Consider the following 23,814-nt stretch of genomic DNA (forward strand, 5'->3'; position numbering starts at 1 on the left):
AAAAAAACTGCTTTTTAGATAAAATTTTATTATGCTATGCCTGTCATTCGCTACAAAACAGCGATTCATCTCACACTGCATCGAGAATGAGTGTGACGATTCATCAATCATGCAAACAAAAACTCAAAGAAGATCTAAATGAGCAAAATCGGTATTAAATACTTACTAGCCCAAAAGTATATTTTTGATCCAAAGAGCAATTCACTTATTGATCAATCAGATAACGATAGTTTAGTGCGCCTTGGTAGCAATGAAAGCCGAATTCTTATGTTGCTTTGCGAGCATCCTAATGAAGTGGTCACTCGTGATCAATTACACGAATACGTGTGGCGTGACCAAGGTTTCCAAGTCGATGATTCTAGCTTAACTCAAGCGATTTCTACGCTGAGAAAAATGCTAAAAGATTCTACAAAATCCCCTCAGTTTGTAAAAACTGTGCCAAAGCGTGGTTATCAGCTAATTTCTACTGTAGAAGCGACTTCTCCAACTCTGCAAGCCGAAGAAATTGTTGTTCCAACAGCAGAACCGGCACTGGCTTCAATCACCACCGCGCAGCTAAAAGAGCCAAAAATTGAAGTTGCTGCTAAGAAGCAAGCATTTTGGTCTAATTGGGATTTCAATACGCGTGTAATCCTGATTGTGGCGCTGCTTTTACCTGTTCTAGCATTGTTGTTGCCTCACTCATCTCCGGCGAAATTTCGCTCGGTAACCGTCGTCAATGGCGTTCCGGTAAAAACCACTGAAGGTCATCCACCACTCACCAATTGGTTGGATAGCATCAAAAGTTGCGTGAACTATTATATGGAAGCTTATCCTGATGAATCAGCCCCAGTTGAAGTGATTGCCACAGCAAGCCAATCTCAGCAACTATTTCTCAATTACATACACAGTGCTGAGTTTTCTTCAGAAAATAGCACTGTGCGCCTAGTCGCAAACCAACAAGAACTCTCCAAGATCTGTGCAACAGGAGACCGCAAATAATGAACCAGCGTGTAGCATTAATTCTATTAGCGATTTCTACAATAATCAGTGGTTGGTTATTTTGGGAAAGTGATGTAAAAGTTGAGCAGGTATTAACGGCTCGAGAGTGGCAAACCAACTTAGATGCGTTTGTACACACTGACCTGATTGATGAAAATCTTGTCGGCCCACTCAGAAAAGTTCATATTACGTCAAACGTAAAATATCTACCTAACGGTGAGTACATTCGTTCATCGCGTATTCAGCTATTAAGTGACAATGACCAAGAAGTTCATATCCTAAACATTGATGAGTCTGGTATTTGGCAACTTAGCGACAACTACTTACTGATCGATTTAAAAGAGTTTAAGCAATCTACTGGGATCAGTAGCCAAGACTTTAAAGAGTCACAACTCACTATCATTAAACAAATACTGCGCACCGATGCTCAGCAAAGTCGTCGTGTCGATATTATCAACGACAATTCGATCCTACTGACCAGTTTAGGGCATGGTTCTCGAGTATTGGTCTCTGCGCCAAGTCTTTAAAATAAATTAAACGCATGAAAAAAGGAGACTATAGTCTCCTTTTTTATTGGCTCTTTTTCGCCATGATGTCGTTTAGATCTGTGTGTTAGCCAACACGTCACCCGTAAAGCTCAGCACGCTAAGTTCAGTGCCATCTAATAATCCATAGCTTGCCACATTGCCGCCTTTCGGTATGGTCGAAGAGCCTGGATTAAACAGGGTGTATTCACCCATCGACTCCGCTACAGGTAAGTGCGTGTGACCGTGCGCCAACACATCACCTGACTTCAAAGGTGGGAGTTTGTTTTGGTTGTACAAATGCCCGTGAGTTAAAAATAAGCGCTGACCGCTTTCTAGTAACACCATGGCAAAATCGCTCATTAACGGAAACTCCAACAGCATTTGGTCAACTTCACTGTCGCAGTTGCCACGAACCGCAATAATATTATCTTTATAATTATTCAATAGCTCTGCCACTTGTGCAGGAGCATACGCTTCTGGAACCGGGTTTCTTGGACCGTGATTAAGCACATCGCCCAGTAGAATAAAATGTTCAGCGCCAGAGGCGAGATAGGCTTCCACAACCTTTTTTGTTGACGCAAGACAGCCGTGTAAATCAGAAGCAAAAAACAGTTTCATGGTGAATCACTCTATTATTCTATATTTTCTCAGAGTGTAACAATGCCGGTGCTTGTGCACCAGAGACAAAATGCGCTATCACTTATTCACCTTGGTCTAACACCATGCCTTTAATAACAATATTATTGTAACTGACCATGCCCATCACTTTGCCTTCTTGCACCACCGGTGCTCGGCTTATGCCAAAACGCTCAAACAGACGTGCACAATATTTGACGTTCATCTCTGGTGATACGCACAAAGCCGGTTTACTCATGATTTCGTACACATTAGTGCGCGCTGGCGAGCGGTTCTGCGCCAGCACTTTTTTGGCGATATCATTCATCAGCACTAATCCATACTCATCATCGTCATGACGTTTATTCACAATTAATGCCTTTACTTCATTTGCCCGTGCAATGCCTATCGCTTCCTCTACCGTCATTAAACCATCGACAATGGCGTAGGTGGCCGACATCACATCCTTAACTCTTCGATTGGTTCGGCTTTTCATATTTCCTCCTCGACTATTTTGGTCAGCGTTTCCACCTGATGCGCAACCCCAACCGCATCTTCAACGTCAATTTGCACCGCAATACCCTGCCCTGATTCCTGATCAAACTCGCCAATATCACTTATTTTTTCTAGTATTCGACGGCTAAGATGCTCTTCAACCACAAACAGCAGCACGTCGTTTTGTACTTCCAAAGTCAAACCTAAGAAGGTGCGCTTTTTATTTAGCCCCTCTCCTCTGGCATTACTGATAACCGTCGCACCTGTTGCGCCCGCCTCTCTGGCGGCATCGAGCACGGCGTCTGTTCGAATATCTTCAACAAAAGCTAATATCAATTTAAACCTCATTGGAGTCCTCCTGTTTTATCGGACGGCGCTGATTAAGCCAGCGAGTGATTTGCGCGTAAGCCATGACGGAGATGATAGGAAATAGACTGGCAAATGCGATAAGGCCAAAGCCATCAATTAAAGGACTTCTATCGGGCACAGTAGAAGCCAGTCCTAATCCTAACGCTGTCACCAGAGGGACAGTCACTGTAGAGGTAGTAACACCTCCACTGTCATAGGCAAGGGGAATAATCATGGCCGGGGAAAAGTAAGTTTGGATAATGACCACCACATAGCCTGCGATGATGTAGTAATGAATTGGGTCTCCGGCCACGATGCGGTAACAGCCTAAAGTAATGCCTATTGCCACTCCCAGCGCCACGGCTAAACGTAAGCCATTCACTTGGATACTGCCACCAGAGACTTGATTAGCTTTAATCGCTACCGCAATCAGCGAAGGCTCAGCAATGGTGGTGCTAAACCCAATACAAAAAGCAAATAAATAGACCCAGTAATAATCAAACCACTGTAAAACGCCTATTTCAGAGAGACGCATCTGCTGTAAAAACTGTGGCGTGGTTAACTGCATTGCCATGGTTTCACCCAATGGAAATAGCGCAGCTTCTAACCCCACCAAAAAAAGTGCCAATCCAATAATGACCAATACAAAACCTAAAATAACAGACCATAAATTACGGATTGGTCGGCGCAACACGGCCGTTTGAAAAGCCAGTAAAATAACGGCAATCGGAAACACGTCCGTTACCGTCGAAGCGAATACATCTATGGTGTTGGCTAAGCTAATCATGCTAACCACATGCCATACAACAAAACAAAAATCATCGGTAACAAAGAAGCAAAAGCAATCAAACCAAAGCCATCCAACATAGGGTTGCGACCTTTAATGGCCGAAGCAAGCCCTACGCCTAACGCCGTCACCAATGGCACTGTAATGGTCGAGGTAGTCACACCTCCAGAATCATAAGCAATGCCAATAATGCTTGGTGGTGCAAGAAAGGTGAGAAAGACCACCAGCGCATACCCACTGATGATCATGATATGGATGGGCCACCCCTTAATAATTCGGTACACGCCCAATAACAAGGCACAGCCTACCGATAGCGCCACCGTCAATCGTAAATGATCGGCATATTGCTGCATGCTGTTATTGTTCGCTGTTATTACACCCTCTTTTGCCGCCACTTCGGCCGCTTCTGTCGCCACTGCGGTCAAAGCAGGCTCAGCAATGGTGGTTCCAAAACCTAAACAAAATGAGAAGCACAATAACCAGAACACACTCCCTTTTCGAGCAAAGGCTTGCGCCATAGATTCGCCAAGCGGAAACAGCCCCATATTGAGACCAAGTACAAACAAGGTTAACCCTAAAACGACCAACAACATGCCAAATAAAATCGTCAAAAAATACGGCAAAGGTTGTTGTAGGATCGCTAACTGAAAAAATGCCACCACCAATACAATTGGCGTCAGATCTTTGGCGCTATCAATAAAAGATCGGATAAAGGCATTCATTGGTAATGGTGACTCCTAGTGAATAAAACCCTAAGTAGCCAAAGTCAGCTACTGTTGTAAATAAAGTGGCTGAATTCTCCTTCTTTCAAATTTGCTCACAAAACCAATCAATATTGGCGGATATAAGCGGTAATCTTGTTAGACTTTAACTATGGTTAATTATTCGCCACTTAGGTGTGACGTGAGCCGCGAAATGATAGGTCTATAATTATAAGTTCATTACTCTAACCATAACGTTGCGAACGAAATGTTTAGATGTGATACAAAAGTCTAATTGTGATTTTAAGATGTGGGCTGAGATGTGAAGTGGAATATGAAGTGGAAAGTGGAGTGGGTATGCATATATTGATTACTGGCGGTACGGGGTTTATTGGTCGCTCTTTGATCAAGCAACTGATCCCTCACCAAATGACTATCTTAACTCGAGATTGCGATAAAGCCGCCGAGCAGTTAAAACATGTTAATCCCAACTGCTTACGATTTATCGATTCATTACACTCATTTAACTGCCTATCTGAGTTTGACGCCGTAATAAACCTCGCCGGTGAACCCATTGTTGATAAACGTTGGTCCCAACAGCAAAAGCAACGCATTTGTGACAGTCGTTGGGGCTTAACTCAGCAGTTGGTTGAGCTCATTAATCAAAGTAGCGCTCCCCCTAAAGTGTTCATCAGTGGCTCTGCTGTTGGAATATACGGCGATCAGAAACAACTCATCGTCGATGAAAACAGTCCCTATCAAGCAACCGGGTTTCCAAACTACGTCTGTCAAAAATGGGAAGAGATCGCCAACCAAGCACAATCGCCATTAACTCGTGTTATCACTATCCGAACCGGCATCGTATTGGGCACGCAAGGTGGAGCACTCAATAAAATGCTTTTACCTTACAAATTAGGTGTCGGTGGACCAATCGGCACTGGACAACAATACATGCCATGGATTCATATTGAAGATATGGTGCGCGCCATTCAATTTTTGCTTGATACACAAACTGCGCGAGGCGTATTTAATATGGTTGCCCCTCACCCAACAACCAATAAAGAGTTCAGCCAAGTCTTAGCTAAGACTCTGTCACGACCACACTTTTTATTTACCCCTAAGTTTGTTCTTAAATTGGCGTTAGGTGAATCAAGCTGTTTATTATTTGACAGTGTAAAAGCCAAACCTAAGCATTTAACCGAGCTAGGCTTCACTTTTACCTACTCTAGAGTGCAGCCAGCATTACAGCATTTGCTTTCACGTTGATCTTGTCTGTTTTGAGAAAATTAAAAACCAAAATAATCAATAAATAGCTAAAGGTCAGTTTCTCAATCAAAAACAACAACTTGGCAACATTTACACTCAGAATAATGCGTTTAACTTCAAACTTTATCAAATTAATTTCATAGAATTTTCATTTAGCCATAATTTTGTAATAAACAGTGTGCAAAATATCATCTATTGCAATTAATCCTATTAAAGATTGAAGAGAAGAGTATGTCTTTAAACAAGCTTAATTGGTTAAGCGTAGGGATTGTGGTACTGGTTTTAGTGCTATTGTAACCCTCACATAAACCAAACTTACAGAAACTCAAGCTCACTCCGTTAACTTTCAAGATTAACGTGATTGGCCTGAGTTTTTCTTTTTGTGCAGAGTATTGCTGTATACCAAATCACAAACTGCTGCTGATGTTTTTTGCCAACGCAATTTCTGGACATTTACTGACTATGATTGGCATACATACCTTGAGATTGTATAAACTAACCCAATCTATAACATAATTAGCATACTTATCATTAGTCTAGGGACACGTACATGCATTCAGAATTCATCGTAGAAATGAACCAGCAAAACTTCCAACAAATCTTGGAAGGCTCTATGAGCACTCCCGTTGTTGTCTACTTCTGGGCACCAATGAGCCAAGAAAGTGCGGATCTTGTTCCTCAAATGCAGCAATTGGCGCAAAAATATGCCGGAGCGTTTACACTCGCAACCCTTAACTGCGAGCAAGAACAGCAAATCGCAGGTCAATTTGGCATTCAAGCCCTGCCGACTATTGCATTATTTAATCAAGGACAAGCCGTTGATGGCTTAGGTGGCCCGCAACCGATTCAAGCTATTGAAGCCATGTTACAAAAACACCTTCCAAGCCAAGATGAATTAAACCTGCAACAAGCGCTAACCTTAATCTCAGAGCAAAAACACAGCGAAGCCTTAGCCTTATTGAGCACTCTTCCTGAAGCGCTACAAAACAAAGGCGAAATCAAATTAGCCAAAGCCGATTGTTTACTGGCAACCGCGCAGTTTACTGAGGCTGAAGCCCTGCTGGCACATATTCCATTAGAGTACCAAGACAACTACTACAAAGGATTACTCGCCAAACTAGAACTGCATGCTCAAGCGGCAAACAGCCCTGAGATCCAAGCGTTAGAGTCGCAACTGGCCAGTGACGAAAGTAATGCCAAAATTGCTAATGAATTGGCACTGCAATACCATGAAGTCAACCGCAGTGACGAAGCACTCGCACTTTTATGGTCTTTCATTGCCAAAGATCTTGGCGCACTTGATGGTGAGATGAAGAAAACCTTTATGGATGTCTTATCCGCGCTAGGACAAGAAAACACCACGGCTAAGCAATATCGCCGCCAGCTGTATTCCATTCTTTACTAGAATGTTTGCATAGCCAGTTGATGATAGTTATCTAAAGCGCGAATATTTCGCGCTTTTTTTAATCTTTAAGCGCATAGAACTCGTAAAAAATAAGGTATAGTAAATTCTTCAACTACTCCATTTAGAGGAAAGTCAGCATGGATTCAACCCTCATTACTATCGTTATTTTTATCGCCTTAGTTATTATTGTTCTCGTGGCCGGTATTAAAACGGTTCCCCAAGGAAGCAACTGGACCGTAGAACGTTTTGGTCGCTATACCAAAACACTTCATCCAGGTCTTAACCTAATCGTTCCATTTGTTGACAGTATTGGCAATAAAATCAATATGATGGAGCAAGTACTCGACATTCCTGCTCAAGAAGTCATTTCTAAAGATAACGCTAACGTCAGCATAGATGCTGTCTGTTTCGTGCAAGTGTTCAATGCTTCAAAAGCCGCTTATGAAGTAAGCGCACTTGACCATGCTATTCGCAACCTAACATTAACCAATATCCGTACGGTTTTAGGCTCTATGGAGCTAGATGAAATGTTAAGCCAGCGCGATATGATCAATACCCGCCTACTGACGATTGTTGATGAAGCGACTAACCCTTGGGGCGTTAAAGTAACGCGTATAGAAATCAAAGACGTCCAACCACCAGCTGATCTAACGGCAGCGATGAACGCGCAAATGAAAGCGGAACGTAATAAACGTGCCGACGTATTAGAAGCAGAAGGCGTACGACAAGCTGAGATCTTAAAAGCAGAAGGTCACAAACAAGCGGAAATTCTAAAAGCAGAAGGCCAAAAACAAGCGGCCATCTTACAAGCCGAAGCGCGCGAACGTTCAGCAGAAGCGGAAGCAAAAGCAACGCAAATGGTATCGGATGCAATTGCCGCCGGTGACATGCAAGCGGTGAACTACTTTATCGCGCAAGGCTATACTGACGCACTGAAATCTATCGGCCAAGCAGAAAACGGCAAAGTGATCATGCTACCGCTTGAAGCAACTGGGCTTATGGGCTCTATTGCTGGGGTGGCTGAAATGTTTAAAACCACCAACGACAAGGACAAAGCGTGATAGAACTGCTACAACATGTTAATCACTGGCATTGGCTAGCGTTTGGCCTTGCGTTGCTTTGTTTTGAAGTGCTAGGTACGGCAGGATACTTCTTGTGGTTAGGCATTTCTGCGCTACTGGTGGGTATTCTACTGAGTATTTTACCGCTAGGCTGGCAGATGCAATGGATGAGCTTTGCCAGTTTTGGCTTAGTCACTACTTGGCTATGGTGGCGATACCAGAAAAACAAAGATAAACAAGATGAGAAAACCACCACTCTCAACAAGCGCTCGCAAAGCTTGATCGGTCAATTCACCACCCTTGAACAAGATTTTCCGGTTGGCAAAGGCCGTCTTAGCTTAGGCGATACGTCTTGGACTGCGGTAGCCACCGAGAGCTTCAGCTCTGGCACTACTGTGGAAGTGTATAAAGTGGAAGGGATTGTGCTCTATATTCGACAAAAAGCGTAACTTGATAATATAGAGCAAACATAACGAAATGGGGTCTTAGACGAAAAATCTAAGACCCCATTTTTTATTACGCGATACCGTGCTGCTGCATTAATGTGACTAAGGCTTGTTCGTCTTGCACTTCAACACCTAACTCTTGTGCTTTGGCCAATTTAGAACCAGCCGCTTCGCCAGCAAACAAAATGTCGGTTTTCTTTGATACGCTGCCAGTTACTTTGGCACCCAGCGTTTGCAACGCCGCTTTGGCATCAGAGCGAGTTAATTGCGACAAAGAACCCGTCAATACCACCACTTTACCTGCAAGCGGTAATTCGCCGGCATCCGCCACTTCTTCTATTTCTGGCCAATGAATACCACTTTCAATCAGCTCAGCAATCACCTCTTGATTTCGCTGTTGGGCGAAAAAGGCTTTGATGTGCTCTGCCACAATCGCGCCGACATCAGGCACTTCGAGTAGCTGTTCAATAGTGGCACTTTCGATGTTAGGTAAGCTCTTAAAGTGCTGCGCTAAGTTAGCCGCTGTTGCCTCGCCCACTTCACGAATGCCTAGTGAATACAAAAAGCGAGCTAAAGTTGTTTGTTTAGATTTTTGCAGCGCATCAATAACGTTCTGCGCCGATTTGGGTCCCATTCTTTCTAAAACGGTAATGCGGCCTGCGCTGAGTTTGAAAAGGTCGGCTGGGGTTTTCACCATCTCTTTATCGACCAATTGCTCAACCACTTTATCGCCTAAGCCATCAACATCCATCGCTTTACGAGACACAAAGTGCTTTAACGCTTGCTTACGTTGCGCTGAGCACACCAAACCGCCAGTACAGCGAGTCACCGCCTCACCTTCTGTGCGCTCTGCATCTGAGCCACACACTGGACACACTACAGGGTAAATGATCTCTACCGCATCTTCAGGGCGTCTCTCAAGAACCACTCCCGTTATTTGCGGAATGACATCACCAGCACGACGAATGATCACCGTATCCCCAATGCGCACCCCTAAACGCTGAATTTCATCGGCATTATGCAAAGTGGCATTACTGACGGTTACCCCGCCAACAAACACAGGTTGCAGTTTAGCAACAGGAGTAATCGCGCCGGTACGCCCTACTTGAAACTCAACGTCGTTAAGTAAGGTCAGCTCTTCTTGAGCAGGGAATTTATAGGCAATCGCCCAGCGAGGCGCTCTAGCCACAAAGCCTAGCTGTTCTTGGCGCTCGATATCATCTAACTTAATCACCACACCATCAATTTCATAATCAAGTTGATCGCGGGTTTCTAAAATATGTCGGTAGTAAGCGATCACTTCGTCTAAAGTATCCACCTTGCGTACCGCAGGACACATAGGTAAGCCCCAACCTTTTAGTTGAATAAAGCGTTGGTAGTGACTCTCAACCAGTTCGCCCCCTTCTATCACCCCTACGCTATACGCATAAAACCCTAAAGGACGTTTTGCGGTAATGCGAGAATCCAGCTGACGCAAACTGCCTGCGGCGGCATTTCTTGGGTTAGCAAACGGCTTTTCACCTTTGGCCAATGCTTGCTCATTAATACGTTCAAAACCCGCTTTAGGCATAAAGACTTCACCGCGCACTTCTAAGCGGGTTGGAAAGCCTTCGCCTTGCAGTTTCAATGGAATAGCGCTGATGGTGCGTACATTTTGCGTAATATTTTCGCCGGTGGCACCGTCACCACGGGTTGCTGCTTGTACCAAAACCCCGTTTTCATACATTAAGCTCACCGCTAGACCATCTAGCTTAGGCTCACAGCTGAACGCACCAAGATCATCACTGTTTAAACGGTCTTGCATGCGCTTATAAAAAGCCTTTAGTTCATCATCATCAAATGCATTATCAAGCGATAACATAGGCACTTGATGGCTTACTTGCGTAAAGCCTGACAGTGGCGTGCCGCCAACACGTTGCGAGGGTGAATCTAGAGTGACTAATTCTGGATTACTTTCTTCCAGTTCAAGCAGTTGACGCATTAAGCGATCATACTCAACATCGGGGATCTCTGGGCTATCCTCAACGTAATAACGCACTGCATGATAATGCAATGATTCAGAGAGCTTAGCGTGTTGTTGTTGAATAGAATCGGACATAAGGGTTTCTCAAAAATTGGGAAAAGAAAAGGCTCTTATGCAGAGCCCTTTTTTACTATTTATAGTGTTAACCAGTGAACTAGATAATGTTGCTGGTTTCTTTTGGCTCTTGGCGATGAACAAACTCTTGGATCTGACGTTTGTACGCATCGATACGATTACGAGTCATTAAAGTGCGTTTGTCATCTAATACGTTGCCACTTAAATTATCCGCTATCATCTGCGCAGTATGCAGCATGATCTTAAAGTTCTGCTCAGGGTCGCCATAGCATGGCAAGGTCATGAAAAACGAAATCCCTTTAGTGGTAAAGTCCGCAGGATCGTCATGCGACAATGTACCCGGCTTAAGCATGTTCGCCACGCTAAATAAAACCTTACCTGTGCCTGCGCTATCCACATGGCGGTGGTAAATATCCATAGGACCGTAGTGCAGGCCGTGTTGTTCCATGCTAATAAATAAGTCACTACCCACAAAGTCTTCACTGCCACGTGCTTCAACGTGCAGTACCAGCACTTCCATCTCAGGTTCTTCAACCTTAGCAGGCGCTTCAGGAACCACTTCCACTTCTGGTTCAACTTCTGGCTCTGTTACCGTAAATGCACTATTGCTATTAAAGCCTGCATTGGCTTCATCAGTCGCACTAAACGGCGTCGTGATAGGCGCTTCAGATACCGGCTCTTTGGTAATAAAAGCAGACGATGGTTTATCATCGTGCTTAGAGTATGCATCAGAGCTAATAGTAATAGTAGGTAGCTCATCAGGCTTCACCGTTACCGTAGGTTTAACCACTTCTGCTGGCTGATGCGCTTTACTAAATTTATCACCCTGCGCTGTTTCTAACAGAGGGTCGCCAATATCATCATCAAAACCTGAGAAACTTGGCTCTTTCTTGTCATTCTTTGACGTTACCTTCACCACTTCAAAATCATCTTCTGCAGCGGGTGCTGGTTTAACTGAATTAGTTTGAGGTGCACTTGATCCCGATAACGGCTCATCATCAAGTTTGCTCAGTGGCTTATCTGAAAATCGACCACTTTGTTCTCGTTTATTCGTCCATAAACCATGGATAAGTAGGCCCGCGATGGCTAAGACACCTACGACTATCAATACGATTCGCAATTCCTGCATTTTTTGCTCTCTGCTTTACTCTGGTGAGACACCGAGATTGGGTGACTTAAACTACTTTAACAAAACTCTGATGTAGAGTTGAACCTTTTAACAATATCTATGTACTTTATGCTGTGATTTTGAGCACGCTTTTCTTATATTAGAGCTAATCCGCTGAAAACTCAGTATTTGGGACGAATAAGATGCATCAAAAATTACACACAATGTCCGGTTTCGGTTATTTCTTTTCTGGATTTAAACTGGCTATGCAACCAGGTTTACGTCGCTATGTTTTTATGCCACTACTCATCAATATTATATTAGTGGGCAGTGCGTTATTTTATCTATTTAGCCATCTCAATCAATGGATAGAACAATGGATTGGGGTGTTACCTGAATTTTTAAGTTGGTTGAGCTACATATTGTGGCCATTGCTAACCTTAACTATTTTAGCCACCTTTTCCTACTTCTTCAGCACTTTAGCCAACTTTGTGGCTGCCCCTTTTAATGGGTTATTAGCGGAAAAAGTGGAACAGCAACTAAGCCCAGAGGGCATGCTAGAGCAAAGCGTCACCGACTTAATCAAAGATGTACCAAGAATATTAGGTAGAGAGTGGCGAAAACTGGTCTATTTACTGCCAAAAGCCATCGGCCTGTTCCTGCTATTACTAATTCCTGCCTTTGGTCAAACCGTTGCGCCTTTTGTGTGGTTTATTTTTACCAGTTGGATACTTGCCATTCAATATTGTGACTATCCGTTTGATAACCATAAAGTCGACTTCAATTCGATGCGCTTTGCACTCAAGGCGAAACAAAGTAAAGCCTATGGCTATGGCGCTATGGTGGCCCTGTTTACTTCTATCCCACTTTTAAACTTGATAATCATGCCTATTGCCGTTTGCGGCGCAACCTTGATGTGGGTCACAGAATTCAAACAAGATCAGAAAGTTAGCTATTAGATATAACGTTTTATTCCTTTGTTAGAGCCAAGAACAGCTCTATTCTAAAGGCGTATGATTTAACTAATCAAATTACCGAATAATACAGAAACCCTAATACAATTAGCGTGTTAACCCACAAGGAAGCAAGCATGAGCAAGATTTACGATGATAATTCTCAAACTATTGGCAATACGCCTCTCGTTCGTTTAAACCGCGTCAGCAACGGCAACGTTCTCGCTAAAATTGAAGCTCGTAACCCTAGCTTCAGCGTGAAATGTCGTATCGGTGCCAACATGGTTTGGGAAGCAGAGAAATCAGGTGCACTAAAAGAAGGCATTGAACTTGTTGAGCCAACCAGTGGTAACACAGGTATCGCGCTTGCTTATGTAGCAGCAGCTCGTGGTTATAAACTGACTCTAACTATGCCTGAGTCAATGAGTCTTGAGCGTCGTAAACTTCTTAAAGCATTGGGCGCTAACCTTGTGTTAACAGAAGCGGCAAAAGGCATGAACGGCGCTATCGCAAAAGCGGAAGAAATCGTTGCAGCAAATCCTGAATCTACATTGCTTCTACAACAATTCAACAACCCAGCAAACCCTGAAATTCACGAAAAAACCACTGGCCCTGAGCTTTGGGATGCCACTGACGGTGAAATCGACGTATTGGTTTCTGGTGTAGGTACTGGCGGTACTATCACAGGTACAACTCGTTACCTTAAGAAAACAAAAGGCAAAGCAATTACTGCTGTAGCGGTTGAACCTGCTGAGTCTCCAGTCATTAGCCAAGTTCTTGCTGGCGAAGAAGTGAAACCAGGTCCACATAAGATTCAAGGTATCGGTGCCGGCTTTATTCCTGGAAACTTAGATCTTGAACTTATCGACAAAGTTATTACTGTAACTTCTGATGAAGCGATTGAAATGGCTCGTCGTCTAATGGAAGAAGAAGGTATTCTAGCGGGTATTTCTTCTGGTGCCGCCGTTGTTGCAGCAAATAAAGTTGCGGAACTTCCTGAATTTAAAGGAAAAACAATTGTAGCCGTACTTCCAAGCTCTGGTGAGCGTTACCTAAGTACAGCTTTATTTGCAGGCATATTTACTGAGAAAGAAAATCAGCAATAGCCACAAAAAAACTGTGCCCAAATCAAATTTTCAGTCAAAAAAGCCCCTTTCTGGGGCTTTTTTATTGATTAGTGGTCAGCATTTGGTAGTATTTCTAGGCTTTATTTTTTGCTTCAAAATAAAAGAAGCGATAATTTAGGCTGTAATTAAAAGTCATAAGAACTTACTCAGCCAAGGTCACGAGCCAATACATTTGTAATTGAGTCTTGGACTTCAAAACATAATCTAAATATCAACGGGGTATATCACATGTACGAGAAGCAAGTAGAAATCACTGCAGAAAACGGTCTTCACACTCGCCCAGCGGCGCAGTTTGTTAAAGAAGCTAAATCATTTGATGCAGATATCACTGTGACTTCTAACGGTAAAAGCGCTAGCGCTAAAAGCCTATTTAAGCTTCAAACTCTAGGTCTAGTAAAAGGCACTATGGTTACTATTTCTGCTGAAGGTCCACAAGCTACTGAAGCTGTTGACCATCTAGTAGCTCTAATGGATGAGCTGCACTAAGAGCCTACGTTCATATTATAAAAGCCACTTTGTTGTTCCCAGCTAAGTGGCTTTATTGAAATAGACTCTACAAAAGCTAAAAAAATTAGTTACCCGCCCACAATAGACCAAGTTAAGGTAAAGCTATGATCTCAGGCATTCTAGCATCTCCAGGTATTGCTTTTGGTAAAGCACTACTACTTCAAGAAGATGAAATCGTTCTAAACAAAAACAAAATTTCAGCCGACCAAGTTGACTCTGAAGTACAGCGTTTCTATGACGCTCGAAACAAATCAGCTGCGCAACTTGAAATCATCAAGCAAAAAGCACTTGAAACTTTTGGCGAAGAAAAAGAAGCGATCTTTGAAGGTCACATCATGCTTCTTGAAGATGAGGAACTGGAAGACGAGATCCTTACTCTTATCAAGAGCGACAAACTTTCTGCTGATTTTGCAATTTACTCAATCATCGAAGAACAAGCGACTGCGCTTGAATCTCTAGATGATGAATACCTAAAAGAGCGTGCAACGGATATCCGTGATATCGGTACTCGTTTTGTTAAAAACGCACTAGGTATCAACATTGTTTCTCTAAGTGACATTGATGAAGAAGTTATTCTTGTTGCTTACGACCTAACGCCATCTGAAACAGCACAAATCAACCTAGATTACGTTCTAGGCTTTGCTTGTGACATCGGCGGCCGTACGTCTCACACCTCTATCATGGCGCGCTCTCTTGAGCTTCCTGCGATTGTGGGTACTAACGACATCACTAAACAAGTGAAAAACGGCGACACTCTAATCATGGATGCGATGAACAACCGAATCATCGTAAACCCAACGGAAGCAGAACTAGACGAAGCGAAACAAATTCGTGATACGTTCCTCGCTGACAAAGCAGAACTTGCTAAATTAAAAGACCTTCCAGCAGTGACTCTTGATAACCGTCACGTAGAAGTATGTGGCAACATCGGTACTGTTAAAGACTGTGACGGTATTATCCGTAACGGTGGTGAAGGCGTTGGTTTGTACCGTACAGAATTCCTATTTATGGACCGTACTTCTCTTCCAACAGAAGAAGAACAATACCAAGCTTATAAAGAAGTGGCTGAAGCAATGGCAGGCCAACCAGTGATTATCCGTACTATGGATATCGGTGGCGATAAAGACCTTCCATACATGGATCTTCCAGAAGAAATGAACCCGTTCCTTGGCTGGCGCGCAGTTCGTATCAGCTTAGATCGTCGTGAAATTCTACGTGATCAACTTCGTGGTATTCTACGTGCATCAGCGCACGGCAAACTAAGCATCATGTTCCCAATGATTATCTCTGTTGAAGAAATCCGTGAACTAAAAGCTGCTATTGAAGAATATAAAGCTGAACTTCGTGCTGAAGGCTTAGCATTTGACGAAAATATTGAAATCGGCGTAATGGTAGAAACACCAGCAGCTGCAGCAATCGCTCACCACTTAGCTAAAGAAGTTTCTTTCTTTAGTATTGGTACAAATGACTTAACTCAGTATACTCTAGCAGTAGACCGTGGTAATGAGCTTATTTCTCATCTATACAATCCACTATCACCAGCAGTGTTAACTGTGATTAAACAGGTGATTGACGCTTCTCACAAGGAAGGTAAGTGGACTGGGATGTGTGGTGAATTAGCGGGCGACGAACGCGCAACACTTCTTCTACTAGGTATGGGCTTAGATGAGTTCTCTATGAGCGGCATCTCTATCCCTGCAGTTAAGAAAGTGATTCGTAACGCACACTTCTCGGAAGTAAAAGCAATGGCAGAAGAAGCTCTGCAAATGCCTACTGCCGCAGAAATCGAAGCGCACGTAGCGAAATTTATCGCGGATAAATCAAACTAATAATATAATTTAATAGAATAAACTGCTTAGGAGCATGTAATGGGTCTGTTTGACAAACTTAAGAAGCTGGTATCGGACGAAGGCAACGCTGCAGGTTCAATCGAAATCATTTCACCACTATCTGGCGAAATCGTTAACATTGAAGATGTGCCTGATGTAGTTTTCGCTGAGAAAATTGTTGGTGACGGTATTGCTATCAAACCAACTGGCAACAAAATTGTTGCTCCAGTGAATGGTACTATTGGTAAAATTTTTGAGACCAACCATGCGTTCTCTATCGAATCAACTGACGGTATTGAACTATTCGTTCACTTTGGTATCGACACTGTTGAACTTAAAGGTGAAGGTTTCACTCGCATCGGTTCTGAAGGTCAAGAAGTTAAAGCTGGTGATACTATCATCGAGTTTGATCTTGCATTCCTAGAAGAGAAAGCGAAATCTACTTTGACTCCAGTTGTTATTTCTAACATGGATGAAATCAAAGAACTGAACAAACTTTCTGGCGCAGTAACTGTAGGTGAAACTCCAGTACTACGTGTAACTAAGTAATTTCTACTTAGATTCAAGTGATTAAAAACGCAGCCAATGGCTGCGTTTTTTTATGCTTGTAAATCAGCAACTCCTCAACAAGTAAGGAGCGCTTATTCGCTTAAGCAGCCACTAAGTTTTTTAGCATAGTTTGGCTAGGAGCAAAGAAGTATGCGCCTGTTACCGCTTTAGTGTAATCAAGCAGTTGATCGGTCTTGCCGTCGACTTGGCCATACATGCTTTCTAGCATTGCAGTAAAGTTATGTACGGTTTTACAGTAAGCGATGAACAGCAAACCGTGCGGGCCAGAAACTGTGCCGTATGGCAGGCTGTGACGAACGATTTTAAGGCCTTTGCCTTCTTCTTTGATGTCTACTCGGCCTACGTGTGATTGCGCCGCTACATCGTCTAGCTCAACAGAATCTTCTTTGGTGCGACCTACAATTTTTTCTTGCTGTCCAACTGACAATTTATTCCATGCCGGTAAGTTGTGCTCAAAGCGCTGCACCATAATGTAACTGCCACCAGCAAATGGACCTTCAGGAATCAAAGCCACTTCTGCTCTTTCTTCGCCCTCTGGGTTCTCAGTGCCGTCGATAAAATCGGTCATATCACGAGAATCAAGGTAACGATAAGAATAAGTTTCATCAACAATTGCCACTTCTTCAGACACTTCTGACATCAGCTTGCGTAGCAAGTAGAAATGCAAGTCATGACGATGAGAGTGACAATGCAAAAGCACGTCTACTTCGGTACTTGGCGCAATTTGATCATCACATTCAAGCACTGGGAATGGCACAAGTTCACTTGGAACTTCTTCAGAAATGCTGCTGCTCCAAAACTGATGAGAAAACGCAATGCTGGTTGCTAGAGATGCACCCGGTTGGTTTGCGTTGATTTCCTCAACCCAACCATCTACTTTTTGTAGCGCTGTTAATACTTTGTTTTTATCGCCCGTGACCTTCATAAGGACATATAAAGCAAATGGGCTTGGCTCTGGAACTATAGCCGCTTGAGGTTGAATCATAATTACTCCGTTCAAACTAGTTATCGGAAATACTTTGGAAACAGTCTTTTACTCGTCGACTATTAAATAGATAAATGATTATCCAACTTAAGCCAACAACAGAGAGGGCACTCCCCCAACTAAACTGACCATCTTGTAGTGATATATAATGCAACTCTAACGCGAGTTGCGAAACGCTAAGCAGAATGGAAACAGCTCGTCCTAATCCAATCAACTTATTTAACCAATGTCTGTCTGGGTTTCTGAGCCCTATCACCCACATGAGTAATAAACTAGGAACCCCCATACACATCATCATGTATAAACTGGATGAATTTGGATAGATCATCGCCAGTATATCACTGCCGCGATCTTTGGTTACTCCAGCCAAAGCAAACACTATCCATCCACGAGCCAAAAACAGCCAACATAACCACAACCAAAACGGTGCTTTTAGATAGCCATTCTTATCATACTCTTCAATCAGGTACCGCACACTACTCACTTTATATTGAGGCATTTATTTGTATTTAAAGGCATAATTAACCTCAAATCTTTACTTACTAAACGCTTATGAAGAACAACAATACAACTGTATCATCCCAAACCCAGCAACAAGCTATGCAAGTGGCTAAAGCGACCCAAAAACCGGGGCAAACTAAAGAGCAAACCAAGCTGATTGCTCAAGGAATTGAGAAGGGTATCGCTGAATATAAAAAACGTCAAAAACAGAAATCACGAGACGCCGATAAACTTAAAAAACAAAACCTTAAGAAAAAACAACAGCAACTATCAACGCCAGACAATACGCCATCTGCTCAAGATAACGTATCAACAGCTAAGTCGAACCGACTGCCTTGGGTTTTGTTGGTCATTAGTTGGGTAGGATTTATTGCCTATACCCTACTCACCTCGCACTAATAACGCTAAGAAAGGTGTGAAACAATTGTGGTTGTATTACCAGCAACCCACTCTTCATCCAATGGTCCCCAATCTGAAACCTGATAATAGCCGTCATTATGGCGGCGACCATCTTGGATAAAACACAATGATACCCCGATCCCAGGCAATGCTTTTAACACGTCTTGGATTGTACGGCGAGGCCAACCAGTATATTCCACCAATTTAGGGACATTTGGACGCTCCATACTTGCGACCAAATGCGCAAGATATAAACGACGAGCAAAAACAGGATTGAGTTCCATTGCTACCTCCAAAAATAATTTAACAATTATTGCGAATATCTAAGATAGGAACTTGCGTCTGATCAAATAACCGCAACTTATGTCTATATTCATCTGTTTTTCTATTCTTGTTTCTCGTTCTGCACAAACTCAACTTGACTTAGTGATACACCGCACCGGAATTGTTTGATAGGATTCTACTTTCGATAAACGCACTAAGGACAGACGATGAGCGTAATTATGTATGGTATTCCCAACTGCGATACCATAAAAAAAGCCAAGAAATGGCTGCAAGAACATCAAATCGAATTCACATTTCATGACTACCGCAAACAAGGCATCACCAGTGACATGGTTAGCGAGTTTTGTGACCATTTAGGCTGGGAGTTAGTATTAAATAAACGCGGTACCACCTATCGTCAACTGGATGATGAGCAAAAACAATCCCTCAATCATGACAGTGCCATCACTCTTCTAGTAGAACATCCTGCGATGATTAAACGTCCTATCATTCGTGTTGGTGAACAACTGCATATTGGCTTCAAAGCCGATCAATATGACCGTATTTTTAACGTTTAATCCCCATATTAAGGAAATAGGATGAACTCCAGTCCCGTTTTAGATTTAGCTATCGATCTTATCAGCCGTCAGTCTGTCACTCCTGAAGATGCAGGATGCCAACCATTAATGATTGAACGCCTCAAAGCACTGGGCTTTGACATTGAAATTATGCACTTTGACGACACCCTTAACCTTTGGGCTCGTCGAGGCACACAAGCACCATTATTTACCTTTGCTGGACACACAGACGTTGTGCCTGCGGGTAACTTAAACGACTGGAACACACCACCGTTTGAACCCACTGTCGTTGATGGCTACCTGTATGGTCGTGGCGCTGCCGATATGAAAGGCTCACTGGCCTCTATGGTCGTCGCGGTAGAGCGTTTTATTGCTGAGCATCCTGACCACAAAGGTTCTATTGCCTTTCTTATCACCTCAGATGAAGAAGGCCCGTTCATCAACGGCACAACGCGCGTTATTGACACACTGACTGAGCGCAACGAAATCATTGATATGTGTATTGTCGGCGAACCTTCAAGCACAGATTATGTGGGTGATGTAGTGAAAAACGGCCGTCGCGGCTCTTTCACTGGCGAGCTAACCGTAAAAGGCATTCAAGGCCACGTTGCTTACCCGCACATTGCCAAAAACCCGATTCACCACGCACTGCCAGCGCTAACGGAACTGACGCAAATTGAATGGGACAACGGCAATGAGTTTTTCCCGCCAACAAGTTTCCAACTGCCAAACCTAAACGGCGGCACTGGCGCGAGCAATGTGATTCCGGGTGAAGTACATGCCATGTTTAACTTGCGCTATAGCACCGAAATCCACCACGAACAAATCAAAGAACGCATCTATGAAGTCTTAAATAAATACGACTTTGATTACGATATTAAGTGGACCTTAAACGGCGAACCTTTCCTAACCGATACGGGCGATCTGCTTACTGCTGTAGTTGATGCGGTCACTACCGTAAATGGTAAAGCGCCACAACTATTGACCACTGGCGGCACCTCTGACGGTCGCTTCATCGCTAAAATGGGCGCGCAAGTGATTGAATTAGGGCCAGTCAACGCCACTATTCATAAAGTGAACGAGTGCGTAAAAGCCGAAGATTTAGACCTGTTAGCGGATATGTACCAAAACGTATTGGTTAACCTACTAGGAAAGTAACATGAATGAGACTAGCGATTGGACCCAGCAGCAATTAACCGGTATTGATGAGTCACACCTTACCGCTATCACTATTGATAAGCGTGAGGTAAAGGTTCATCAAGCCGTTAGTGAAGCTCTTTTATCGCTAGTTCATCATGCGGCGCAACACGGCTTTGAACTGAGCATCGCCAGTGGTTTTCGCGATTTTGAGCGACAAAAAATGATTTGGAATAACAAGTACCTAGGCGTGCGACCTATTCTAGACATTGATGGTAATCCACTCGATGCTCATTCTCTTGCCCCGTTGCAGCGCATTCATGCCATTTTAAGGTGGTCAGCACTGCCTGGGGCAAGCCGTCATCATTGGGGCTGTGACTTTGACCTTTATGCTAAGAACCTGCTTCCAGAAGGCGTACAGCTACAACTAGAGCCTTGGGAATACTTACAAGGACATCAAGCGCCCTTCTATGAGTGGCTACTCACTTACGCACCACAACACGGCTTCTTTTTCCCCTACGCCAAAGACAAAGGCGGCGTTGCAGTAGAACCGTGGCACCTAAGCCATCAAGCCACCTCTGATAAAGCATTGGCCACCTTCAACAGCCAAATGCTTGCTGATATTTTGCGCCTTAATCCCATAGAAGGTAACAACGAGGTATTAATGCACCTCGATAAGATCTACACTCAATATGTCAGCAACATCACCACTTCGTAGGAAGGTCACTCATGCTCGTAGACCTGTTATTTAACCCTTGGGTCATTATTTTCATCGCCGTTAGCGTCGTAGCGGGCAACATAGCCGCGCTCAAATACACGGCAAATATGAAAGTAGGCACTATGTCTAAGCAGCAAAAAGACGACATAGAAAAGCTAAAACAGCTTGATGCCGAACGCCAAAAACAGACCAATAAGAACTTGAAAGATAAGAGCCCAGCCGATGGTGAATCGGAAAGTGGGGATGAGTGATTTTGTTAAAATAGGCGATTAACACCTTCTTCGCTAAGTTATGACCTGATTGTGTAATTTGGCCTAGTTGGAATATCAACGGTTAATACACCTACAATGATACTCAGTGTTACGCTACTTCCTACTAAATATTTACTTTTAGTAGTCGATTCTTAGGTAGTTACTTTATAGGTAAGACATAATAAAAAAGCCTCTTTCTGCATATGTCATATCCTTCGCTAAACAAGGTGTTTCTTTCACAAATTACCTGCGAAAGATGGTGATCCTCAAGTCAATATTAAGCAATGACGTCATGTTTGATAAAGACACGACTGCACATTAGCTGTTAGTGCAATAGTCGTTTGTTATAAAGCACGTTAAGTTATTTTCTTATCAACTAACTTTGAAAATTCTTTCATCACATTCAGCTGTTCATTATTAAGGCACTCTCTTGGATGAAAGCTATTCAATACCAAACGTTTTTTACTAAAGGCTGGATGTTTACCGATAAAATTTGAGTAACCTCGAAGAAGTTCAATTTTAGTCGTTGGACGAGAAAGAGCCTTTTTCACTTTTTCCTCGTACCGCTTTATTTCCAACTCATCATCATCCTCAAACTCATCCATGTATAGCTCACGGGCAAGTTTCTTTTGAGACCAGCCTAGAAGGTCAAGTAGAGCCTTAATTTCTCGTTGAGTTTCACTAATGTCCATTTAGTCCCCAATTGTCCCGAAACACTATCGTAAATTATCCCTGTCTGATTGAGACACCAAAACTAACACGATTAAGGAAGACAACATGGCTAACAACACTCCCCAAAATGGTCCAAGCAAAACTGGCAACCCTTCAGGCGGCGGTCGTGGCAATAATCCTCCACGCTCGAAGTAAGTATATGAGTGCTAGGTGCTTGTACCTAGCACTCATGAATATTCCGCCTCAAACTTTGATCAAAAAGGTGCTTAGACGACTTAAAATCTGAATAGCTAATATCATTTATTGCGCCTCGAACAGCACACAAACAGAGCGTTTGCTTTTTCTGATACTGACTTGAACTCAATGATCTTCCTGAGCTATTGATACACGCATCAGTAAGAGAGAACTCAACTTCCATCGGATATCTACTATCAAAAAGAACCGATTCAGCAGATTGACCGACACCATAGCCAACAACACCAATAATTCCGATTAATTTCAGCTTTTTCTTTAGTTGCCATCCTTTTATCGATTTATTGCATGTGGCACATGTATATGATGTCTTTATTTTAGGTGCTCCTTCACATTCGCAATTACTCAAACTTACTCCTCAACTCGAATTGCTGGGTGCTTATAACATTCTTAATAACAGACCCACTCGTTTTCCTAGTTATCTAACTGCCACTCAATCTACCATAAACTACTGATATATAAAGAGTATACGTCACAACTCACATTCAAGGTTTATATAAAAAAGTGGCTGAACCCTCGACAAAACTAGCATTTTCATATTCAAACCTAATAAACGACATAAATACGCAGAAAAACCCCACTTACTATTGAACTAAATACTTCATTTCATCTGTGGGTGAATAAACAAGTTTGACCAGATAGTTGGAGCGCTAGAGATGAAGAAAGGTAAGTCAAATTACTTAGATTCAAAAAGGTGCGATACAACACCCGCACATACGGAAACGCCCAAAGTTATTAGCTTTGGGCGTTTCTTCTAACAAACTTGGTTACGACAAACCGAGCTTTAAAGAGTCATATGCAGAATTGGAAAAGGTTTTCCCATGCCATCAAGGGGTGAGCGTGAAACGACGTTAAAACCCATATGCTGGTAGAAGCCTACTGCCTGTGGGTTTTGTTCGTTTACATCGACTTTGGTTGCGCCTAACTGCTCTATTGCGTGTTGCAGTAGCACCTTACCTATGCCTTGCCCTCTTGCCTCGTTTAGGATGAAAAGCATTTCAATCTTAGACTCGTAGGTACCTACGAAGCCTTGAATTGAGCCACTTGCATTTTTCACACATTGTAACGTGACAGCAGGAAACGCCTGCTCAATGATAATGGGTTTAAAAAACTCAATATCGTCTTCTGTTATGAAGTCATGAGTTGCTCGGACTGAATTTTCCCAAACATTAAGCATTTCTGCGTAATTTTCAGGAAGCACATTTTCTACAATCATTGGGGTTCTCTATAGTT

Annotated in this window: 29 protein-coding genes; 16 read left to right on the forward strand and 13 right to left on the reverse strand. The window is 43.0% G+C overall.

Annotated features, from left to right (window positions below):
* Positions 1–138: 138 nt before the first annotated feature.
* A complete protein-coding gene (locus QV280_RS09085; RefSeq protein WP_152819612.1) occupies positions 139–981 on the forward strand; it encodes a winged helix-turn-helix domain-containing protein in 843 nt (280 codons plus the stop codon).
* On the forward strand, positions 981–1,508 hold the full coding sequence (locus QV280_RS09090) for a regulatory protein ToxS (protein ID WP_152819611.1): 528 nt from the start codon (positions 981–983) through the stop codon (positions 1,506–1,508). Before QV280_RS09085 ends, QV280_RS09090 begins: the two co-directional genes overlap by 1 nt.
* 72 nt (positions 1,509–1,580) lie before the next feature.
* Here the strand turns inward: QV280_RS09090 and yfcE are convergent, their stop codons facing one another.
* The 5 genes from yfcE to QV280_RS09115 form a co-directional block, all read right to left on the reverse strand.
* The gene (yfcE, locus tag QV280_RS09095) at positions 1,581–2,126 is read right to left on the reverse strand and encodes a phosphodiesterase (protein ID WP_152819610.1); all 546 of its coding nucleotides are present in this window, start codon (positions 2,124–2,126) and stop codon (positions 1,581–1,583) included.
* Positions 2,127–2,208: 82 nt separating this feature from the next.
* The gene (locus QV280_RS09100) at positions 2,209–2,619 is read right to left on the reverse strand and encodes a CBS domain-containing protein (RefSeq protein ID WP_152819609.1); all 411 of its coding nucleotides are present in this window, start codon (positions 2,617–2,619) and stop codon (positions 2,209–2,211) included.
* Complete coding sequence (locus QV280_RS09105; RefSeq protein WP_152819608.1) at positions 2,616–2,966, reverse strand: P-II family nitrogen regulator; 351 nt, start codon at positions 2,964–2,966, stop codon at positions 2,616–2,618. Before QV280_RS09105 ends, QV280_RS09100 begins: the two co-directional genes overlap by 4 nt.
* Positions 2,956–3,753: a DUF1538 domain-containing protein gene (locus QV280_RS09110; RefSeq protein ID WP_023403436.1), complete on the reverse strand. Its 798-nt coding sequence runs from the start codon at positions 3,751–3,753 to the stop codon at positions 2,956–2,958. Before QV280_RS09110 ends, QV280_RS09105 begins: the two co-directional genes overlap by 11 nt.
* Entirely contained in the window at positions 3,750–4,475 is a 726-nt protein-coding gene (locus QV280_RS09115; RefSeq protein ID WP_023403435.1) for a DUF1538 domain-containing protein, read from the reverse strand. Before QV280_RS09115 ends, QV280_RS09110 begins: the two co-directional genes overlap by 4 nt.
* 336 nt (positions 4,476–4,811) lie before the next feature.
* Here QV280_RS09115 and QV280_RS09120 point away from each other — a divergent pair, with 336 nt between their 5' ends.
* The 4 genes from QV280_RS09120 to QV280_RS09135 all read left to right on the forward strand — a co-directional run bounded on the left by QV280_RS09120 (position 4,812) and on the right by QV280_RS09135 (position 8,635).
* Positions 4,812–5,720, forward strand: coding sequence for a TIGR01777 family oxidoreductase (locus QV280_RS09120; RefSeq protein WP_023403434.1), 909 nt, complete (start codon positions 4,812–4,814; stop codon positions 5,718–5,720).
* Positions 5,721–6,270: 550 nt separating this feature from the next.
* Positions 6,271–7,125, forward strand: a complete 855-nt coding sequence (locus QV280_RS09125; RefSeq protein WP_152819607.1) for a co-chaperone YbbN — start codon at positions 6,271–6,273, stop codon at positions 7,123–7,125.
* Between the two features lie 137 nt (positions 7,126–7,262).
* Positions 7,263–8,186: an SPFH domain-containing protein gene (locus QV280_RS09130; protein ID WP_152819606.1), complete on the forward strand. Its 924-nt coding sequence runs from the start codon at positions 7,263–7,265 to the stop codon at positions 8,184–8,186.
* Positions 8,183–8,635: an NfeD family protein gene (locus QV280_RS09135; protein ID WP_023403431.1), complete on the forward strand. Its 453-nt coding sequence runs from the start codon at positions 8,183–8,185 to the stop codon at positions 8,633–8,635. The genes QV280_RS09130 and QV280_RS09135 overlap by 4 nt, the downstream gene beginning before the upstream one ends.
* A 67-nt stretch (positions 8,636–8,702) precedes the next feature.
* On the opposite strand, the gene ligA is transcribed toward QV280_RS09135, so the two are convergent.
* Together ligA and zipA are read right to left on the reverse strand one after the other, a co-directional pair.
* A complete protein-coding gene (gene ligA / locus QV280_RS09140) occupies positions 8,703–10,730 on the reverse strand; it encodes an NAD-dependent DNA ligase LigA (protein WP_152819605.1) in 2,028 nt (675 codons plus the stop codon).
* A gap of 79 nt (positions 10,731–10,809) precedes the next feature.
* On the reverse strand, positions 10,810–11,859 hold the full coding sequence (zipA, locus tag QV280_RS09145; protein WP_152819604.1) for a cell division protein ZipA: 1,050 nt from the start codon (positions 11,857–11,859) through the stop codon (positions 10,810–10,812).
* Positions 11,860–12,041: 182 nt separating this feature from the next.
* Here zipA and cysZ point away from each other — a divergent pair, with 182 nt between their 5' ends.
* The 5 genes from cysZ (at position 12,042) to crr (ending at position 16,803) form a co-directional block, all read left to right on the forward strand.
* Complete coding sequence (gene cysZ / locus QV280_RS09150) at positions 12,042–12,797, forward strand: sulfate transporter CysZ (protein ID WP_152819603.1); 756 nt, start codon at positions 12,042–12,044, stop codon at positions 12,795–12,797.
* Positions 12,798–12,928: 131 nt separating this feature from the next.
* Entirely contained in the window at positions 12,929–13,897 is a 969-nt protein-coding gene (gene cysK / locus QV280_RS09155) for a cysteine synthase A (RefSeq protein ID WP_152819602.1), read from the forward strand.
* A 249-nt stretch (positions 13,898–14,146) separates the two neighbouring features.
* Positions 14,147–14,404 carry an HPr family phosphocarrier protein gene (locus QV280_RS09160; protein WP_017029255.1) on the forward strand — a complete coding sequence of 86 codons (258 nt, stop codon included), beginning with the start codon at positions 14,147–14,149 and terminating at the stop codon, positions 14,402–14,404.
* A gap of 125 nt (positions 14,405–14,529) precedes the next feature.
* Complete coding sequence (ptsI, locus tag QV280_RS09165) at positions 14,530–16,254, forward strand: phosphoenolpyruvate-protein phosphotransferase PtsI (RefSeq protein WP_023403426.1); 1,725 nt, start codon at positions 14,530–14,532, stop codon at positions 16,252–16,254.
* Between the two features lie 39 nt (positions 16,255–16,293).
* Positions 16,294–16,803, forward strand: a complete 510-nt coding sequence (crr, locus tag QV280_RS09170; protein ID WP_017029253.1) for a PTS glucose transporter subunit IIA — start codon at positions 16,294–16,296, stop codon at positions 16,801–16,803.
* A 100-nt stretch (positions 16,804–16,903) separates the two neighbouring features.
* Here crr and QV280_RS09175 read toward each other — a convergent pair whose 3' ends face one another.
* Positions 16,904–17,809: a Dyp-type peroxidase gene (locus QV280_RS09175; RefSeq protein WP_152819601.1), complete on the reverse strand. Its 906-nt coding sequence runs from the start codon at positions 17,807–17,809 to the stop codon at positions 16,904–16,906.
* A gap of 16 nt (positions 17,810–17,825) precedes the next feature.
* Positions 17,826–18,284: a DUF2919 domain-containing protein gene (locus tag QV280_RS09180; RefSeq protein WP_039970268.1), complete on the reverse strand. Its 459-nt coding sequence runs from the start codon at positions 18,282–18,284 to the stop codon at positions 17,826–17,828.
* Positions 18,285–18,361: 77 nt separating this feature from the next.
* Between QV280_RS09180 and QV280_RS09185 the strand changes: the two genes are divergently transcribed.
* Positions 18,362–18,709: a DUF2956 domain-containing protein gene (locus QV280_RS09185; protein WP_039970251.1), complete on the forward strand. Its 348-nt coding sequence runs from the start codon at positions 18,362–18,364 to the stop codon at positions 18,707–18,709.
* Between the two features lie 5 nt (positions 18,710–18,714).
* On the opposite strand, the gene QV280_RS09190 is transcribed toward QV280_RS09185, so the two are convergent.
* The gene (locus QV280_RS09190) at positions 18,715–18,993 is read right to left on the reverse strand and encodes a winged helix-turn-helix domain-containing protein (RefSeq protein WP_023403422.1); all 279 of its coding nucleotides are present in this window, start codon (positions 18,991–18,993) and stop codon (positions 18,715–18,717) included.
* Positions 18,994–19,200: 207 nt separating this feature from the next.
* On the opposite strand from QV280_RS09190, the gene QV280_RS09195 reads away from it, so the two are divergent.
* The 4 genes from QV280_RS09195 to QV280_RS09210 are packed head-to-tail and all read left to right on the forward strand — an operon-like array spanning position 19,201 to position 21,657.
* Entirely contained in the window at positions 19,201–19,551 is a 351-nt protein-coding gene (locus tag QV280_RS09195; protein ID WP_152819600.1) for an ArsC family reductase, read from the forward strand.
* 21 nt (positions 19,552–19,572) lie between these two features.
* On the forward strand, positions 19,573–20,709 hold the full coding sequence (dapE, locus tag QV280_RS09200) for a succinyl-diaminopimelate desuccinylase (protein WP_023403420.1): 1,137 nt from the start codon (positions 19,573–19,575) through the stop codon (positions 20,707–20,709).
* Between the two features lies 1 nt (position 20,710).
* Complete coding sequence (locus QV280_RS09205) at positions 20,711–21,406, forward strand: M15 family metallopeptidase (protein ID WP_152819599.1); 696 nt, start codon at positions 20,711–20,713, stop codon at positions 21,404–21,406.
* An 11-nt stretch (positions 21,407–21,417) separates the two neighbouring features.
* Positions 21,418–21,657 (forward strand): DUF2897 family protein, encoded by a 240-nt coding sequence (locus tag QV280_RS09210; RefSeq protein ID WP_152819598.1) that lies wholly within the window; start codon positions 21,418–21,420, stop codon positions 21,655–21,657.
* 356 nt (positions 21,658–22,013) lie between these two features.
* On the opposite strand, the gene QV280_RS09215 is transcribed toward QV280_RS09210, so the two are convergent.
* The 3 genes from QV280_RS09215 to QV280_RS09225 form a co-directional block, all read right to left on the reverse strand.
* On the reverse strand, positions 22,014–22,349 hold the full coding sequence (locus tag QV280_RS09215) for a hypothetical protein (protein ID WP_152819597.1): 336 nt from the start codon (positions 22,347–22,349) through the stop codon (positions 22,014–22,016).
* A gap of 200 nt (positions 22,350–22,549) precedes the next feature.
* The gene (locus tag QV280_RS09220; RefSeq protein ID WP_152819596.1) at positions 22,550–22,930 is read right to left on the reverse strand and encodes a hypothetical protein; all 381 of its coding nucleotides are present in this window, start codon (positions 22,928–22,930) and stop codon (positions 22,550–22,552) included.
* A 435-nt stretch (positions 22,931–23,365) separates the two neighbouring features.
* Positions 23,366–23,797 carry a GNAT family N-acetyltransferase gene (locus QV280_RS09225; RefSeq protein WP_023403415.1) on the reverse strand — a complete coding sequence of 144 codons (432 nt, stop codon included), beginning with the start codon at positions 23,795–23,797 and terminating at the stop codon, positions 23,366–23,368.
* Positions 23,798–23,814: the final 17 nt, after the last annotated feature.

The organism is Vibrio sp. B1Z05 (genome assembly GCF_052955985.1).

Coding starts and splice junctions, on each gene's coding strand:
- QV280_RS09085 (WP_152819612.1), top strand. CDS start 139: ATGAGCAAAATCGGTATTAAATACTTACTAGCCCAAAAGTATATTTTT.
- QV280_RS09090 (WP_152819611.1), top strand. CDS start 981: ATGAACCAGCGTGTAGCATTAATTCTATTAGCGATTTCTACAATAATC.
- yfcE (WP_152819610.1), bottom strand. CDS start 2,126: ATGAAACTGTTTTTTGCTTCTGATTTACACGGCTGTCTTGCGTCAACA.
- QV280_RS09100 (WP_152819609.1), bottom strand. CDS start 2,619: ATGAAAAGCCGAACCAATCGAAGAGTTAAGGATGTGATGTCGGCCACC.
- QV280_RS09105 (WP_152819608.1), bottom strand. CDS start 2,966: ATGAGGTTTAAATTGATATTAGCTTTTGTTGAAGATATTCGAACAGAC.
- QV280_RS09110 (WP_023403436.1), bottom strand. CDS start 3,753: ATGATTAGCTTAGCCAACACCATAGATGTATTCGCTTCGACGGTAACG.
- QV280_RS09115 (WP_023403435.1), bottom strand. CDS start 4,475: ATGAATGCCTTTATCCGATCTTTTATTGATAGCGCCAAAGATCTGACG.
- QV280_RS09120 (WP_023403434.1), top strand. CDS start 4,812: ATGCATATATTGATTACTGGCGGTACGGGGTTTATTGGTCGCTCTTTG.
- QV280_RS09125 (WP_152819607.1), top strand. CDS start 6,271: ATGCATTCAGAATTCATCGTAGAAATGAACCAGCAAAACTTCCAACAA.
- QV280_RS09130 (WP_152819606.1), top strand. CDS start 7,263: ATGGATTCAACCCTCATTACTATCGTTATTTTTATCGCCTTAGTTATT.
- ligA (WP_152819605.1), bottom strand. CDS start 10,730: ATGTCCGATTCTATTCAACAACAACACGCTAAGCTCTCTGAATCATTG.
- zipA (WP_152819604.1), bottom strand. CDS start 11,859: ATGCAGGAATTGCGAATCGTATTGATAGTCGTAGGTGTCTTAGCCATC.
- cysZ (WP_152819603.1), top strand. CDS start 12,042: ATGCATCAAAAATTACACACAATGTCCGGTTTCGGTTATTTCTTTTCT.
- cysK (WP_152819602.1), top strand. CDS start 12,929: ATGAGCAAGATTTACGATGATAATTCTCAAACTATTGGCAATACGCCT.
- QV280_RS09160 (WP_017029255.1), top strand. CDS start 14,147: ATGTACGAGAAGCAAGTAGAAATCACTGCAGAAAACGGTCTTCACACT.
- ptsI (WP_023403426.1), top strand. CDS start 14,530: ATGATCTCAGGCATTCTAGCATCTCCAGGTATTGCTTTTGGTAAAGCA.
- crr (WP_017029253.1), top strand. CDS start 16,294: ATGGGTCTGTTTGACAAACTTAAGAAGCTGGTATCGGACGAAGGCAAC.
- QV280_RS09175 (WP_152819601.1), bottom strand. CDS start 17,809: ATGATTCAACCTCAAGCGGCTATAGTTCCAGAGCCAAGCCCATTTGCT.
- QV280_RS09185 (WP_039970251.1), top strand. CDS start 18,362: ATGAAGAACAACAATACAACTGTATCATCCCAAACCCAGCAACAAGCT.
- QV280_RS09190 (WP_023403422.1), bottom strand. CDS start 18,993: ATGGAACTCAATCCTGTTTTTGCTCGTCGTTTATATCTTGCGCATTTG.
- QV280_RS09195 (WP_152819600.1), top strand. CDS start 19,201: ATGAGCGTAATTATGTATGGTATTCCCAACTGCGATACCATAAAAAAA.
- dapE (WP_023403420.1), top strand. CDS start 19,573: ATGAACTCCAGTCCCGTTTTAGATTTAGCTATCGATCTTATCAGCCGT.
- QV280_RS09205 (WP_152819599.1), top strand. CDS start 20,711: ATGAATGAGACTAGCGATTGGACCCAGCAGCAATTAACCGGTATTGAT.
- QV280_RS09210 (WP_152819598.1), top strand. CDS start 21,418: ATGCTCGTAGACCTGTTATTTAACCCTTGGGTCATTATTTTCATCGCC.
- QV280_RS09215 (WP_152819597.1), bottom strand. CDS start 22,349: ATGGACATTAGTGAAACTCAACGAGAAATTAAGGCTCTACTTGACCTT.
- QV280_RS09225 (WP_023403415.1), bottom strand. CDS start 23,797: ATGATTGTAGAAAATGTGCTTCCTGAAAATTACGCAGAAATGCTTAAT.